We start from the raw sequence: 14,878 nt of genomic DNA, 5'->3' as shown, positions 1-14,878 counted from the left end.
GAAACACCGAAGCAGGAGCAATTTAGATTGCTCCTGCTTCGGTGTTTCAATAATGCTTACGCATCTTATTTAGTACGTTTAAGGATAAAGTTTAATACTAAGATTAATACGATAGCTCCGATTAGTGAAGGGACAACTGCATATCCACCAATTACAGGACCAAAGTCTTGTAAGAAAGTAGATCCTACCCAAGAACCTAACATACCACAGATGATGTTACCGATAATGCCCCCAGGAACATCTTTACCTAGGATTGCACCTGCACCCCAACCAATAAGTCCACCGACGATTAAAGACCATAACCAGCCCATGATAATTCCTCCATTTCATTTTGTATTGGACTTGTTGTCCATATATACATTTTAACATATGGATTAAATCAGATGAAATGATAACACTCTAAAATCATCATTTTATTTTTTTTGACCGCCATTAAGTAAATGTTGTTTTAATTCATTTTCCATTTGTACCATTTCACGTTCAGCTTGCAGACGTTTAGCCCGACCTTCTTCTTGAATTTGCATGGTTTCAGTTATGGTATCGATCAGGTTTTGTTGTGAATGTTTCAAGGTTTCAATATCTACAACACCACGTTCAGACTGTCTTGCTGTTTCAAGTGATGATTGTTTCAACAATTCAGAGTTCTCTGTTAACAATTGGTTAGTGGTATCTGTAACAGCGATTTGTGCATCCAAAGCATCTTTTTGACGGTATAGGGATAATTGGATAGCAATTTGGTTTTTCCATAAAGGAATGGCTGTATAAATAGACGATTGGATTTTCTCAGCCAAGTTTTGGTTGGCATTTTGAATTAAACGAATTTGAGGTGCTTGTTGGATGGTGATTTCACGTGTTAACTCCAAGTCGTAGATTCGTTTTTCAAGTCGGTTAATAAATTGCTCTAAGTCGGCAATTTTTTGAATGGTCATTTGGTCATGTTCACTAGTTACCTGACTCTTTAGGGCAGGTAACTCTTCTTGGCGTAGTCGTTCTGCTTTGATTTGAGCAGCAGCGATGTAGACATTTAATGCTTCGAAGAATTCCAAGTTTTGTTGGTATAAACTATCCAGTTGCAGGTTGTCATTTAATAAACCATTCTTTTGACGGGTTAGGTGACCAGCGATTTCATCAATTTGGTAGCCAACTTTTTGATATTTGGCATTCATCTCATATAAAGAGGCCTTTTGTTTCTTAAACCAGCGTTGAATGCGGTTCTGCTTTTGGTTGGTCAATTGGCTTGGGTCAGTATCATTCAAGCGGGCTAATAATTCACGCAACTGTTCGCCAACAACGTCTAAGTCCTGGTTTTGTACTTGAGCGATGATTTGGTGCGAGAAATCACCGATTTGTTTTTGGGCCATGGCACCATAGGAAACGATTGATTGGTTATCGCTAGCGTCAATTTTTTCAGATAATGCCTGAGCCTGGTCCTGGCGGTCTTTAGATAATTGTTGGTAAATCGTCTGTTCCATACCCGTTTCTTCATCGGTATTCGCCAAGTTTTCTAAGGGCGAATTGGCTAAAGTCGCATCTTGGAAGGGGTTGGCGATTAAATCATCTACTGATTTAGAAATATTATCCGATTGTTTGTTTAATGGTTGGTTTTTGTCTTCTGTCATCATGGTTCTCCTTTACTCAGGTTCATTAGTGAAGCTATCGAATAAACTTTGCGCTTGCTCGGCCAAGTCTGCGATTTCCTCACGTAAACTGGTTAACTTTTGAATTTTTCGTGGCGATTTATCCATTGATTGATTAATCGCCATATATTGTTCAAGTGCGCCCTTTAAATTTGGGAGCACATGATATAGGAAATCGGTCGCATGGTTTAAACGATCTGGCGCTTTTGTAATGGCTTGGAAAAAACTTTTCAAGACTTTGCTTGTATCATAACGTTTGAACACCATATTTAAATGGGTATTGTAGTTTTCGTATCCCAAGATTGTTTCGATATTAACCAAGGCTTCAGCCATTTCGGACCGGAAAAAATGAATCTCCTGGTCAGTTAGGTCAGCTTCCTCATAGATGTCCTTTCTTGATTTGGGCACCCGACCTAGTTTATATTTTTTACGGTTGCTTTGATGGGTAGCGGTATTTGCCGTATACATACTATTGATCACAAAGACTAAGAAAGATATTGCCAACACCCAGAAGATCATTTGATAGTAGGGGGTACCAAATACAAACAATAGAAAAATGATTGTCACGTTCATCGGCCAGTAAAAGGGATATTGACCAATTTTTGCGATATATTGAAGTGGGCGGTTCATGTATAGTCACTCCTTTGATTGATTTAATTTCATTATATCGGACAGGCGCTCAATCAACATCGGCCTCTAGTCTTATTTAAAAATAATAGTCTATTCCTTTACAATAGAAGCAAGTTGAAAAGGTAAATAAATCCCTAAAATTTCCCCTTCTAACCCATACTTTAGTTAAAAATGCTAAAATGAAGTGGAGTAGCCATCAAAATCAAAAGCTAAATTACAGTAAATATACATATATCAGTAAAGTACAAATATAATGTTTAAGAAAGGTTGATCATGATGACATTTGGTGAAGAAACAATTAGGAAAGAAACGTTATATAAAGGAAAGATTCTAAACTTAGAGAAGCATCAAGTCCGTTTGCAAAATGGTAAACTGGCAGATCGTGAACTCATTTTCCACGGACCGGCAGTCGGTATCTTCGCCCTAAGGGACGATAAAATTGTATTAGTTCGTCAGTATAGAAAAGGGATTGAAGCAGTTAGTTTAGAGGTGCCAGCTGGATTAGTAGATCCTAACGAAGATTTATTGGTGGTTGCTAAACGAGAATTTGCGGAAGAAACGGGTATGGCTGGTGAAAATTGGCAGCAACTAGATGGGTTCTATGTGACACCAGGTTATAATGATGAATTCATTCAAATGTATGCCTGTCAAAACGTTACTGACTTACCAGAACCGCCCGCACAAGACGACGATGAAAATATCGAACTCGTATACCTGGACTTTGACCAAGCGAAAGCAGCCATTGCCTCAGGAGAAATTTCAGATATGAAGACCATTTACGCCATTCAATATTGGCAAATGTTAACATTACAAGGATAGTAGGTGACATATATGACGCCAGATGAAGAACCACAATTAACACGTGCACAGTACCGAGCCTTGAAGAATAAAATTGACCACGCCGACAAAACGGGTAGTGAAATTGCCTACGAAATTCAAGAAAATAAGCGACCAGGTGAATCAACGACATATGATACATCTCGTGATGCACGTCACAAAAAATCAGCACCCATTAACCACGATGCAACATCGGGCAATACCCAAATTTTTAAGCGAAATGAAGACTTTGATGCGCCAAGGAAATTTTCTGCGGACATGCTGAACCAGGCTTTATATGAAAAGAAGCGTCAGGAAGCAAAAGCTAGTCGAGGAAAATCTAGATCAGCTGAACAGGCGTCTAGACCTGAACGACCAAATACCAATAGATTAAATCCAAATTCTTCTTCGACAAACCAAGGACCAATCGACCGCAATTATGCTGGTCAGGGCGATTGGCCCAACCAAGACGACCATGTGGTGACGGCTGCTAGAACGTCGACACCACTTGCGGAAGAACCATTAATAGCAGAGGCTACTAAGAAAAATAAAAAACGGCTGTCATTTAGACAACGCCTTTTTAGTTCTTCAGAGGATGTATTAGAGGCTGAAAGAGATGTCGACATATTAGTAGATGATAATGAAGGAATTGACCAATCACAACAAGCTTTTGTCGGTACAAGTAATGCTGAAGCAAATCCGGATAAGGCAAATCAGTTTGGTCAACATGCAGGTCAAGTGGATGCGGATGGTAAACAAGCGGACAAAGAGGCTAGCAAAGGGAAGTCCTTTTTCGGGGCAACTAAAATTGATCGTTTCTTAAATATCGCGATTGTCCTGTTAACTCTAGGAATTATCATTTTGACCGTCATCGCCTTTTATGTTTAATTAATTTAAATCAATTCAAATAGAGGAGAGTGTATTATAAATGAAAGTTGCAATTATTTGCCCAATGGAAGAAGAAATTGGTTACTATAAAAAACACCTGGGCCTAAGTGCTGGTGAAATTGTTGGGTCAACAGAAGTATGGACAACATCCTACGAAGGGCACGAGATCGTTGTAGCCCGTTGCGGGATTGGGAAAGTGAATGCTGCAATCGCGACGACTTTAGTTGCCCAAAAGGCTCCTGATTTAATCATTAACACCGGGTCAGCAGGGGCCCTGGCACCAGACCGTCAAATTGGGGATATTGTCATTGGGGAAGCCACGATGTACCATGACGCGGATGCGCGTGCTTTTGGATATGAATTAGGCCAAGTTCCTACAATGCCAGCCCGTTACAAGGCACCTGAAAATTTGATCCAAGACTTTTTAAATGCTTATCATGAGACAGATTTAACGGCTACGAGAGGATTAATTCTAACGGGTGACCAATTTATCGCCGATACAAACAAGGTTAATGACCTATACCAAACCTTCAGAGGAGCCCAATGCGCTGAGATGGAAGGGGCTGCAGTTGCTCAAGTAGCCAACCAGTTTGGTATTGATTGTATTGTTATTCGAGCGATTTCTGATACCGCTCAACAAGATGCTAATGTGGTCTTTGATGAATTTGTGGTGACGGCAGGGCAAAATGCCGCTAAAGTGACGTTGAATTATTTAAAACATTTAAATTAAGTTATCATTGACGAAGGTCAAGAATAATGGTATGATAGACTTCGTGTAAAATAATGCAGCAAAATTGAAGCAAGCTCGTCAACATTTCAACCACTGACAACCGTCAGTAAGCCAAGTAGTCTGCGGCTGCAGAAGACGAAAGCGCTAAGGTGAAATGCACGAATGCGGTCAATTTAAAAGGTTATTTTACTCCAAAATTTTATTTTTATGGAGGAATATATAATGTCTCGTTTTACAGGATCTAACTGGAAAGTTTCTCGTCGTTTAGGTATCTCAATCTCAGGTACTGGTAAAGAAATCGCTCGTCGTCCATACGCACCAGGTGAACATGGTAACGGTCGTCGTGCTAAATTATCTGAATACGGCTTACAATTACAAGAAAAACAAAAATTACGTTTCATCTACGGCATGAACGAAAAGCAATTTGCTAACTTATTCGTTCAAGCTGGTAAAATCAAAGAAGGTAAACACGGTGTTAACTTCATGATCTTACTAGAACAACGTTTAGATAACGTAGTTTACCGTTTAGGTTTAGCGACTACTCGTCGTCAAGCTCGTCAATTAGTAAACCACGGTCACATTACTGTAGACGGTAAACGTGTTGATATCCCATCATTCCGCGTTCAACCAGGTCAAGTAATCTCTGTACGTGAAAAATCTAAAGACGTTAAAGTAATTAAAGAAGCAGTTGAAGGCTTATATGGTCACGTACCTTACGTACAATTCGACGCTGAAAAATTAGAAGGTTCTTTAATTCGTTTACCACAACGTGACGAAATGAACCAAGAAATCGACGAATCTCTAGTCGTTGAATACTACAACAAATTAATCTAATTTTAGATAACTTGTTATTGAAAAGGTCGGACTTAGTTCCGGCCTTTTTATTTACTGTTGAGATGAATGTGGTCATTTTACTAGAGAAATTGTATTCTGGGAAAAGGGTTCCAGCAATAAACTGTTGAATCGATTGATTTGGCATGCAATTTTAATATAACGGATATTTTTTTTGCTTAAATTATGATAATATAGGGGTTAAATAACCTTTAAAATTTTTTATTAAATATCAACGGATAGAAGGAGGCGTGCGTGTGCCGTTTTTAATCGCATTGTTAATCTTAATTATATTGGTATTACTTGGTTACGGATTAATTTATTATTTAGGACGTAAACAAACTCAAACTAATATTGCATTAGATGAGCAAAAACAAGAAATCATGTCTACACCGGTAGCAGACAAACTATATACACTGCGTAACAAGAATGTTTCGGGAGCAACGCGTAGAGTATACGAGAGTGAACAAGCCAAGTGGCAAACCATCACTCGTTTCCGTTTACCAGAGATCGAGGCAGCATTAGTGTCTGCGCAAGATTACACGGATAAATACAACATCGTCAAAGCAAGAAGTGTTGCAGACGAAGTGGAAACTATCCTTGAAGAAACGAAGGTAGAAGTGAATGGCATCAACGACCGTTTAACTGAAATATTAGCCAGTGAAAAAGCGTCTGAAGACAAGCATGAAGAAACTTACGACCGCTACGCTGCCTTACGTAAAGAATTGCTGGCACATGGCTATAAATTCGGTGATGCCCTAGAAACCTTAGAGCACCATTTAGCTTATATCGAACTCGATTTCACCAAATATCACCAACAAATGAATGATGGTGATTTCCTAGGCGCTCAAGAAGCACTGGTACAAATCGATGCTGACTTGAACGAATTAGAGCAAATGATGGAAAAGATTCCGAATTTGTATACCAAGTTAAACGAAGAATATGTGGAACAAGTGTCCGATATGAAACAAGGTTTTGCACATATGGAAGAGGAAAATTTCCAATTCCCAATTGATGTTGATATTCCAAAAGAAATTTCTGCCTCTGAAAAGAAAGTGGCTGAAGCTAAAAAGGCTGTGTCAGATGCAGACTTGACCCAAGCTGCTGAACTTATGGAAGCTGCTGGGATACAAATCGACCATACGTATACTTTGATGGAGAAAGAAATAGCTTCAAGAGAGTATATTGGGAAAAACCAAGGTACTGTTCAACGTCGCTTGGAACAAGTTACACAAAGCAACCGCTATGGGGCATTAGAAATTGACCGTGTAGCCCAAAATTACCTATTATATGATAATGAAATGGGTAAAATGCAAGAATACGCCGATCAAATTGAACGCCAAAAAGACCTGTTGAAAACGACAGATGACCAATTAGCAGAACACCAAATTGCTTATTCAGATATGGAAACACGTTACCGCGAAATTTATGATCAGTTAGCTGAAATTGATAAAGGTCAATCAGCGATTGTTGTGGCTTTGGCTAACTTACGTCAAAGAGAGCGCGATGCGCGCGATGACCTATACATGTTCGAGCTTGACTTACGTAACATCAAGCGTTCAGTAGAAATTCATCATTTACCAGGCTTGACTAATGAGTACTTAGATTACTTCTTCGATACAAGCGACCGCATTGATCAATTGTCAGAATCATTAAATCGTGTGAAATTAGACATGGTGGAAATTGAAAATCTAACCGATCAAATTGCTAAGGCGATTGAATACTTGGATGATGAAACTGAAAAACAAGTCCGCGCTGCCCAATTAACAGAGTCAGCGATTCAATACGCGAATCGTTACCGTCCGCAACATCCAGAGTTGAATGCGGTAATAGAACGGTCATATTATTTATTCGATAAAGAATTCTTATATGAAGATGCCTTTGAAAACATTGCCCGAGCGGTTGACCAAATTCAACCAGGTGCAAGACAAGAAATTATTCAGCAGTATGACCAAGAAAATCAAGTAGGCTAATTTTAGAAAGGACCGAGACATGTGCTCGGTCTTTTGCTGTTTTAGGTCAGTGTTAGCTATTTGTCAACTATAAGCTTAAGCTTGGAAAAGGATGAATCCAGGCTAATGAGCGGGTATTTATTTTATAGATAGAGGCTGTCAAATTATGGCGGGTTACTTTGGGGCCAGCTACTTGCAATTTGTGATATATGGCTATAATATGTTAAGAGTTGAAAAGGGGAAAAGGAAGGAACGACCATGTCAGAAATGATCTATTTTGATAACAGCGCAACAACAAAAATTGCGCCGGAAGCACTACAAACGATGACACAAGTCATGCAAACATATTACGGTAACCCGTCTAGTTTGCATAAGTTGGGGACTGCATCAGCGAAACTATTAAATTCAGCGCGTAAACAAGTTGCCGACTTGTTAGGTGCGCAATCACCGGAAATCTTCTTCACTTCAGGTGGTACGGAGTCGAATAACTGGGCTATTAAAGGAACAGCGATGGAAAAGGTGAAATACCACGGTAACCACATTATCGTTTCAAGTGTGGAACACCCATCTGTTCGCAATACCATGGAGACCTTGAGCCAAAATGGCTTTGAAATTACCTATCTGCCGGCTGATAAATCAGGGAAAGTCCATGTTGAAGATGTGGCTGCGGCAATCAAAGAAACGACGATTTTGGTATCTGTCATGGCAGTCAATAATGAGATTGGTGCTATTCAACCGATTGCTGAAATTGGTGATTTGCTAGAAAGTTATCCGACTATCCATTACCATGTTGATGGTGTGCAAAGTATCGGGACTTTTGAAAAACCATTGATTCATGATCGTGTTGACTTGATGAGTTTTTCAGCCCACAAATTTAACGGTCCACGTGGTATTGGTATTTTATATAAGAAACAGAACCGTGTAATTAGTCAGTTGCTTGATGGTGGTGGCCAAGAAATGGGCCAACGGTCAACAACTGAAAACTTAGCAGGGATTGCAGCGACTGCCAAAGCCCTTCGAATGGCTCTAGCTGAAGCTAAGGATGTGAAAGCCAAAGAGGTTGCTATGCAAGAAAAATTACGCGCTTTTTTCGCTGAACATACAGACCTTGTCCAAGTCTTTAGTCCTGAAGATGCAGCACCACATGTCCTTTGTTTCGCCTTAAAAGGCGTTCGCGGTGAAGTGATGGTCCATGCATTGGAAGATGAGGATATTATTGTGTCTACAACTAGTGCCTGCTCAAGTCGTGCGGTCAACAATAGCTCATCTACACTCGGTGCTATGAAGGTGGATCCAGTTTGGGCTAAACAAGCTATTCGTTTAAGTTTTGGCAAGGAAAACACCATGGCTGAAGTAGACCGATTTATCGAGGTATATACGAAACTAATGAAGAAATTTGAACGTATTCAATAATCCGGGAGGTAATATGAAAGAATTAATTATGATTCGCTACGGTGAATTATCAACGAAGGGGAAGAACAAGCGTAAATTTGTGGCGACTCTAGGGCGCAATATCCGTGAAGCCTTGGGTGAATATCCAGAAATTAAAATCAACCAACAACATGACTTTATGTTCATGGAATTAAACGGGGCCCCTCAAGATGAGGTCCTTGATAGTTTGGAAAAAGTATTTGGTATTCAAAGTTTCTCACCAGCGATCGAATTAGAACGCGATTTTGACTTGCTAAAAGAAGCGACCGTTAAATTAGTCAAGGCAGAAATCGCGAAGAATGGCGTGCAAACTTTTAAAGTGGCAACATCTCGGTCAGACCACAACTATTCAATGGATACAAACGATGTTAACCAAGCTTTGGGTAGCTTTTTGGCGGAAGAATTCCCTGAATTAAAAGTTCAAATGAAAAAACCGGATTTAACCATACGTGTCAAAGTGCGCGAACAAGATTTCTTAGTGTCGTCAGAATGGATTAACGGGGCTGGCGGATTACCAGTAGGGACATCTGCGAATGCAGTATTGATGTTATCAGGTGGGATCGATTCACCGGTAGCCGGATATTTAGCCATGAAACGTGGTATACGGATCACGGCTGTCCATTTTGCCTCACCACCATACACCAGTCCACAAGCCTTAAATAAAGCGAAGGACTTAACGGAAAAACTGACGAAATTTGGTGGCTGGATTAACTTTGTGGAAGTACCATTTACGGAAACCCAGGAAGCTATTAAAGAGCATGTAAACCCAGCTTACTTGATGACCATTACCCGACGGATGATGATGCGTATTTCAGATGAATTACGAAAACAATACAATGGCTTAGCGATTATAAACGGGGAATCGATTGGCCAAGTGGCGTCACAAACATTAGAATCAATGTTTGCCATTAATGAAGTGACTTCATCGCCGATTATTCGTCCAGTTGTCGCTATGGATAAATTGGAAATTATCGATATTTCGCAAAAAATTGATACTTTTGACTTATCTATTCAACCATTTGAAGACTGCTGTACCGTCTTTGCGCCACCATCACCAAAAACTAAGCCCAAATTGGATGATATTGCCTACTACGAGGCAAGATTAGATATTGAAGGTTTGGTACAACGGGCTGTTGAAGGTGCTATGGGCGAGAAAATTATGCCTGGATCGCGCAACAAGGAAGATTCCGACGCCTTCAGCGACTTATTATAATGTAAGGGCTAACCCTTTTGAATTGAGTTCTCCTCAAAGTTATTGTTATACTATTGATAGACTTAAGTTAATCAATCAAAGGAGGAATTAACATTATGGCAACTGTTACATTTAAAGGCGAAGCTGTAGAATTAGAAGGTACTCCGGTAGAAGTAAACCAAGTGGCACCTGATTTTGAATTGAATGAAGTAGGTGGTGGCAAAGTAAGTAAAGCGGACTTTGCTGGTAAAGTACTTTTATTATCCGTTGTACCAGATATTGATACATCTGTATGTTCTATCCAGTCAAATCGTATTAGCGACTATGCTAAACAAGCTGGTGAAGGCGTAGAAGTTGCAACAGTATCTATGAATACTGACGAATCTTTATCTAACTGGAAATCTGAAAATGATTCAGATATGCGTATGTTAAATGATGCAGCAGCATTCGGTAAAGACTACGGTATTTTCTTACCAGAATTAGGTAAATTGGCACGTTCAATGTTCGTTATCGATACTGAAGGTAATGTTGTTTACAAAGAAATCGTTAATGAAGTAACAAACGAACCAGATTATGAAAGTGCTATTCAAGTAGTTGACTCACTAGCGTAAGAAAAATTAGATAGTAAAAAAGGAGGTGTGACGCTTTTGTCACACCTCCTTTTTTATTAAATTCAAATTATATTACATAGCGAAATAGCTGTATAAGGCAAAACCTAAGGACAAGACTACTGATGATAGAATCAAGACTAACATGATCCATGTGAAGATTTTACCGGTTTTCTTGTCTTTTTTATTGTACATTTTATCGAAGCCACGTTTTTCTGGTGTATGTTTCTTTAGACTTTTACGCATATCAATACTCCTCATTTTTAATTCTCGACCATTATAACACAAAAGGATATTGCTTTCTTCCGGTATCTTCTAAATGAAAATTTTCAAGTTAGTGGTATAATAAGAAGTGAATTATGAATAAGCGCTAAAATTAAGCGTTAAATTTACTATGATTATGATGAGATACTTTTAAATTATGAGATTGTTTGATACTATATGAGAAGGTTTTATCATCAAGTTGTTACCTTAAGGAGGAAAATAAATGACTGAAGCACATATTGGTGTTGTCGGAATGGCCGTAATGGGCAAGAACTTAGCGTTGAATATTGAAAGCCGTGGATATACGGTGGCTGTATTTAACCGTACTACCAGCAAAGCAAAAGCTGTTGTAGATGAAAATTCAGATAAAAATTTAGTTTTTACTGAGACTATGGAAGAGTTTGTGAATTCATTAGAAAAACCTCGCCGTATCTTATTAATGGTACAAGCAGGTAAAGCAACAGATGCAACAATCAGTCAATTAATGCCATTATTAGATAAAGACGATGTCATTATTGATGGCGGAAACACATTCTTCCAAGATACAATTCGTCGTTCTAACGAAATCGACGGTTCTGGTATCCACTTCATTGGTATGGGTGTTTCTGGTGGTGAAGAAGGTGCGCTTAAAGGCCCTAGCTTGATGCCAGGTGGTCCTAAAGAAGCTTACGATATTGTGGAACCAATCTTAAAACAAATCGCAGCTAAAGCACCTAGCGATGGCGAACCATGTGTAACTTACATCGGCCCTAACGGTGCTGGTCACTACGTTAAAATGGTTCACAACGGTATCGAATACGGTGACATGCAATTAATCGCTGAAACATACGATTTATTACGTCGTCATTTAGACTTACCTGTAACAGAAATCGCTGACCATTTTGCAGATTGGAACACTGGTGAATTAGACAGTTTCCTAATTGAAATTACTGCTGATATCTTGACAAAACATGATCCAGAAACAGGTAAACCAATGGTTGACGTGATCTTGGACCGTGCAGGTAACAAAGGTACTGGTAAATGGACTTCTCAATCAGCATTAGATATTGGTGTACCATTACAAACAATTACTGAATCAGTTTACGCACGTTACATTTCAGCATTGAAAGACCAACGTGTTCGCGCTTCTAAAGTGTTAGCTGGACCAGAAGATACAACATTCGAAGGCGACAAAAACGATTTCGTTGAAAAAATCCGTAAAGCTTTATACTTCTCTAAAATCATGTCTTATGCGCAAGGCTTCTACCAATACCGTACAGCGTCAGAAGAATATGGTTGGAACTTGAACTATAAAGAAATCGCAGCTATTTTCCGTGCTGGATGTATCATCCGTGCAGGCTTCCTAGAAAAAATCATGGATGCTTACGAAAACAATGCTGACTTAGAAAACATCTTATTGGATGAATACTTTATGGATATTGCTAAAGAATATCAACAAGCAACTCGTGAAGTAGCAGCAGAAGCAATTAAATCTGGTATTCCAGTACCTGGTTTCACATCTGCCTTGTCATACTACGATAGTTACCGTTCAGAAACTTTACCAGCGAACATCATTCAAGCACAACGTGACTACTTTGGTGCGCATACTTACGAACGTGTTGATGCTGAAGGTTCTTACCACTTATTATGGGATAAAGAAGAACAAATCGATGCTTAATTTTGGGTTTGCCCATAAATTTGTGCAGGAAATAGGGTGAAATTATGAGTGAAGAAAAAGCAAAACGCATCTTAATCGTTGAAGATGAAAAAAACTTAGCGCGCTTTGTTGAATTAGAACTTAAACATGAGGGTTACGAAACAGAACTTGCTAAGGATGGTCGTATTGGGCTTGAAAAAGCCCAGGAAGGCAACTGGGACTTAATCTTGTTAGATTTAATGTTGCCAGAGATTAACGGGATTGAAGTGTGTCGTCGTTTACGACCAACTTCAGATGTGCCGATTATCATCATGACGGCTAGAGATTCAGTTATTGACCGTGTATCAGGTTTTGACCACGGTGCCGATGACTATATCGTTAAGCCGTTTGCGATTGAAGAATTATTGGCACGTATTCGTGCATTACTTCGTCGTATTGATATCGAAGAAGAACAACAACACAGAAAACAAACGAAAGTAACTTTCCGTGACCTTTCTGTTGAAAAAGAAAATCGTATCGTTCGCCGTGGCGAAGAGATTATCGATTTAACAAAACGTGAGTACGAGTTATTGGTGATGTTAATGGAGAACGTTAATGTTGTATTACCTCGTACAGAATTATTAAATAAAGTGTGGGGCTATACAACTGAAGTTGAAACCAACGTTGTAGATGTTTATATTCGTTACTTACGAAATAAAATCGACGTGGATGGTCAACCAGGTTACATTCAAACTGTCCGTGGTATGGGCTATGTAATGAGGACCCCAGAATAATGTTTAATAGCGTTTTAAATGATTTTAAAACAAAACTGCAGCACCCATTTTCATTAATTTGGAAGTGGGGCTTAGTTTTATCTAGCATGTTTTGGTTGGCCTTGAGTGTGAGCCCCATCATTTCAAATATTCAAGAACAACAAGCGCTAGAAGAAAACTATGTGGCTGAGGTTACACAAATTGACACGTATTTACAAACCTATCTAAATTCCTTAGCATCGCGCCCAGCTTCTGAAGTGCGTGAAGGATTCCAATCACGGATTGCCATTGAGAATATTTCATTAGAAGATTACTTGAATGAACATGACGTGAAAATCCAAGTTTATAATGAAAATGGTAACCTGGTTTATAATTCAGGGACTACTGTAGATAGTTATTCGACTAGTAGAACAACAGGCCGAACTAGATCCAAAGAAACTGGTGACTTCCTGACTTATCAACTAATATATGATGGATCTGAACAAATTGGGTATTATTTTGCAACCTTCGATTACCAATCAGTCGCCGATAAACTATCTGATAAACGAACTGAATTGATCATCATAGCGGGAGTTAATTTAATTATCGCCGTTGTGGCTGGATTTGGTGTAGCTTATTTCTTTATTCAACCGATTCAAAAGATGAAACGGTTCTTAAAGAACATCACTGCGGATAATATTGCTGACCGTCGTTTGAACGTATCAGAATACCGCGGTGAAATTACTGAAATTTCTGAAAGTATCAACCAGATGCTAGATCAAACGAGTGAGTATATTGACCAACAAATTCACTTTGTGGAAGATGTTTCCCATGAGTTACGAACACCCGTAGCCATCATTGAAGGGCATTTAAATATGTTAAATCGTTGGGGTAAGGATGATCCAGAAATTCTTGAAGAGTCCCTGTCAGCCTCTGTAAATGAGTTAGAACGGATGAAGGTCCTCGTGCAAGAGATGTTAGATTTATCTCGAGCAGGGCAAGTGGATGCTCAGTATTATGATAAGACGACGTTAATTAACGAAGTAATCAATCAAGTTTTCCAAAACTTCAAGCTCCTGTATCCAGACTTCCAATTCTTCTTGGAAAATGACTTACGTCGTAATTATGAGATTCGGATTTACCGTAACCATCTTGAGCAAATCCTGATTATTTTATTGGATAATGCTGTCAAATATTCAACTGATCGCCAAGAAATCCATATTTCTGTTGCGACCAACGCTGTTGATTATATTGAAATTGCTATCCAAGACTTCGGTGAGGGGATGTCTCAAGAAGACCAAAACCGTATCTTTAACCGCTTCTATCGCGTGGATAAGGCGCGGTCTCGTGAACGTGGAGGGAATGGTCTAGGTTTATCCATCGCTAAAGAATTAATCAAAGGGTACAAGGGTTCTATCTTTGTAGAGAGTGAACTGGGCAATGGGTCTATTTTCCATGTTCGCTTCCCAATCTTGAATACCTTAGACGAAATTTCAGCAGCTGACCGTGAACGAATTGATCAGTTGTTGGAA

The 14,878-nt window shown here is 39.2% G+C and carries 15 protein-coding genes; 11 read left to right on the top strand and 4 right to left on the bottom strand.

What is annotated here, in order from left to right; all coding sequences use genetic code 11:
• Window positions 1-65: 65 nt before the first annotated feature.
• The 3 genes from B2V22_RS04695 to B2V22_RS04685 form a co-directional block, all read right to left on the bottom strand.
• Window positions 66-311: a GlsB/YeaQ/YmgE family stress response membrane protein gene (locus tag B2V22_RS04695; RefSeq protein ID WP_290490818.1), complete on the bottom strand. Its 246-nt coding sequence runs from the start codon at window positions 309-311 to the stop codon at window positions 66-68.
• A 102-nt stretch (window positions 312-413) separates the two neighbouring features.
• The gene (locus B2V22_RS04690) at window positions 414-1,619 is read right to left on the bottom strand and encodes a toxic anion resistance protein (RefSeq protein ID WP_290490817.1); all 1,206 of its coding nucleotides are present in this window, start codon (window positions 1,617-1,619) and stop codon (window positions 414-416) included.
• Between the two features lie 12 nt (window positions 1,620-1,631).
• Window positions 1,632-2,267, bottom strand: a complete 636-nt coding sequence (locus B2V22_RS04685) for a 5-bromo-4-chloroindolyl phosphate hydrolysis family protein (protein ID WP_290490816.1) — start codon at window positions 2,265-2,267, stop codon at window positions 1,632-1,634.
• 273 nt (window positions 2,268-2,540) lie between these two features.
• Between B2V22_RS04685 and B2V22_RS04680 the strand changes: the two genes are divergently transcribed.
• From B2V22_RS04680 to B2V22_RS04645, 8 genes are all read left to right on the top strand, one after another.
• Window positions 2,541-3,086, top strand: coding sequence for an NUDIX hydrolase (locus tag B2V22_RS04680; RefSeq protein WP_290490815.1), 546 nt, complete (start codon window positions 2,541-2,543; stop codon window positions 3,084-3,086).
• A gap of 12 nt (window positions 3,087-3,098) precedes the next feature.
• Window positions 3,099-3,971 carry a hypothetical protein gene (locus B2V22_RS04675; protein WP_290490814.1) on the top strand — a complete coding sequence of 291 codons (873 nt, stop codon included), beginning with the start codon at window positions 3,099-3,101 and terminating at the stop codon, window positions 3,969-3,971.
• 40 nt (window positions 3,972-4,011) lie between these two features.
• Complete coding sequence (locus B2V22_RS04670; protein ID WP_290490813.1) at window positions 4,012-4,701, top strand: 5'-methylthioadenosine/adenosylhomocysteine nucleosidase; 690 nt, start codon at window positions 4,012-4,014, stop codon at window positions 4,699-4,701.
• Window positions 4,702-4,923: 222 nt separating this feature from the next.
• Window positions 4,924-5,535, top strand: coding sequence for a 30S ribosomal protein S4 (rpsD, locus tag B2V22_RS04665; RefSeq protein WP_003143535.1), 612 nt, complete (start codon window positions 4,924-4,926; stop codon window positions 5,533-5,535).
• A 248-nt stretch (window positions 5,536-5,783) separates the two neighbouring features.
• The gene (locus B2V22_RS04660) at window positions 5,784-7,505 is read left to right on the top strand and encodes a septation ring formation regulator EzrA (RefSeq protein ID WP_290490812.1); all 1,722 of its coding nucleotides are present in this window, start codon (window positions 5,784-5,786) and stop codon (window positions 7,503-7,505) included.
• A 246-nt stretch (window positions 7,506-7,751) separates the two neighbouring features.
• Complete coding sequence (locus tag B2V22_RS04655; protein ID WP_290490819.1) at window positions 7,752-8,897, top strand: cysteine desulfurase family protein; 1,146 nt, start codon at window positions 7,752-7,754, stop codon at window positions 8,895-8,897.
• A gap of 13 nt (window positions 8,898-8,910) precedes the next feature.
• On the top strand, window positions 8,911-10,128 hold the full coding sequence (thiI, locus tag B2V22_RS04650) for a tRNA uracil 4-sulfurtransferase ThiI (protein WP_290490811.1): 1,218 nt from the start codon (window positions 8,911-8,913) through the stop codon (window positions 10,126-10,128).
• Between the two features lie 95 nt (window positions 10,129-10,223).
• Window positions 10,224-10,718 carry a thiol peroxidase gene (locus B2V22_RS04645; protein ID WP_290490810.1) on the top strand — a complete coding sequence of 165 codons (495 nt, stop codon included), beginning with the start codon at window positions 10,224-10,226 and terminating at the stop codon, window positions 10,716-10,718.
• 72 nt (window positions 10,719-10,790) lie between these two features.
• Here the strand turns inward: B2V22_RS04645 and B2V22_RS04640 are convergent, their stop codons facing one another.
• Complete coding sequence (locus B2V22_RS04640) at window positions 10,791-10,961, bottom strand: MerR family transcriptional regulator (RefSeq protein WP_290490809.1); 171 nt, start codon at window positions 10,959-10,961, stop codon at window positions 10,791-10,793.
• Window positions 10,962-11,202: 241 nt separating this feature from the next.
• Here B2V22_RS04640 and gndA point away from each other — a divergent pair, with 241 nt between their 5' ends.
• From gndA to B2V22_RS04625, 3 genes are all read left to right on the top strand, one after another.
• Window positions 11,203-12,636 carry an NADP-dependent phosphogluconate dehydrogenase gene (gene gndA / locus B2V22_RS04635; RefSeq protein WP_290490808.1) on the top strand — a complete coding sequence of 478 codons (1,434 nt, stop codon included), beginning with the start codon at window positions 11,203-11,205 and terminating at the stop codon, window positions 12,634-12,636.
• A gap of 44 nt (window positions 12,637-12,680) precedes the next feature.
• Window positions 12,681-13,388, top strand: coding sequence for a response regulator transcription factor (locus tag B2V22_RS04630; protein WP_290490807.1), 708 nt, complete (start codon window positions 12,681-12,683; stop codon window positions 13,386-13,388).
• On the top strand, window positions 13,388-14,878 hold a 1,491-nt coding region (locus B2V22_RS04625), incomplete at its 3' end, for a sensor histidine kinase (protein WP_290490806.1). The genes B2V22_RS04630 and B2V22_RS04625, both read left to right, overlap by 1 nt.

Source organism: Aerococcus sp. UBA6277, from assembly GCF_002440555.1.
GTDB lineage: Bacteria > Bacillota > Bacilli > Lactobacillales > Aerococcaceae > Aerococcus.
The sequence above is the reverse complement of the archived record's forward strand: the minus strand, read 5'-3'. Positions and strand labels throughout refer to the sequence as shown.

Excerpts from the sequence above, each read along its gene's own strand:
- B2V22_RS04655 (WP_290490819.1), top strand. The coding sequence starts at position 7,752 with ATGATCTATTTTGATAACAGCGCAACAACAAAAATTGCGCCGGAAGCA.
- B2V22_RS04630 (WP_290490807.1), top strand. The coding sequence starts at position 12,681 with ATGAGTGAAGAAAAAGCAAAACGCATCTTAATCGTTGAAGATGAAAAA.
- gndA (WP_290490808.1), top strand. The coding sequence starts at position 11,203 with ATGACTGAAGCACATATTGGTGTTGTCGGAATGGCCGTAATGGGCAAG.
- B2V22_RS04685 (WP_290490816.1), bottom strand. The coding sequence starts at position 2,267 with ATGAACCGCCCACTTCAATATATCGCAAAAATTGGTCAATATCCCTTT.
- B2V22_RS04675 (WP_290490814.1), top strand. The coding sequence starts at position 3,099 with ATGACGCCAGATGAAGAACCACAATTAACACGTGCACAGTACCGAGCC.
- B2V22_RS04690 (WP_290490817.1), bottom strand. The coding sequence starts at position 1,619 with ATGACAGAAGACAAAAACCAACCATTAAACAAACAATCGGATAATATT.
- rpsD (WP_003143535.1), top strand. The coding sequence starts at position 4,924 with ATGTCTCGTTTTACAGGATCTAACTGGAAAGTTTCTCGTCGTTTAGGT.
- B2V22_RS04645 (WP_290490810.1), top strand. The coding sequence starts at position 10,224 with ATGGCAACTGTTACATTTAAAGGCGAAGCTGTAGAATTAGAAGGTACT.
- B2V22_RS04670 (WP_290490813.1), top strand. The coding sequence starts at position 4,012 with ATGAAAGTTGCAATTATTTGCCCAATGGAAGAAGAAATTGGTTACTAT.
- thiI (WP_290490811.1), top strand. The coding sequence starts at position 8,911 with ATGAAAGAATTAATTATGATTCGCTACGGTGAATTATCAACGAAGGGG.
- B2V22_RS04695 (WP_290490818.1), bottom strand. The coding sequence starts at position 311 with ATGGGCTGGTTATGGTCTTTAATCGTCGGTGGACTTATTGGTTGGGGT.
- B2V22_RS04680 (WP_290490815.1), top strand. The coding sequence starts at position 2,541 with ATGATGACATTTGGTGAAGAAACAATTAGGAAAGAAACGTTATATAAA.
- B2V22_RS04640 (WP_290490809.1), bottom strand. The coding sequence starts at position 10,961 with ATGCGTAAAAGTCTAAAGAAACATACACCAGAAAAACGTGGCTTCGAT.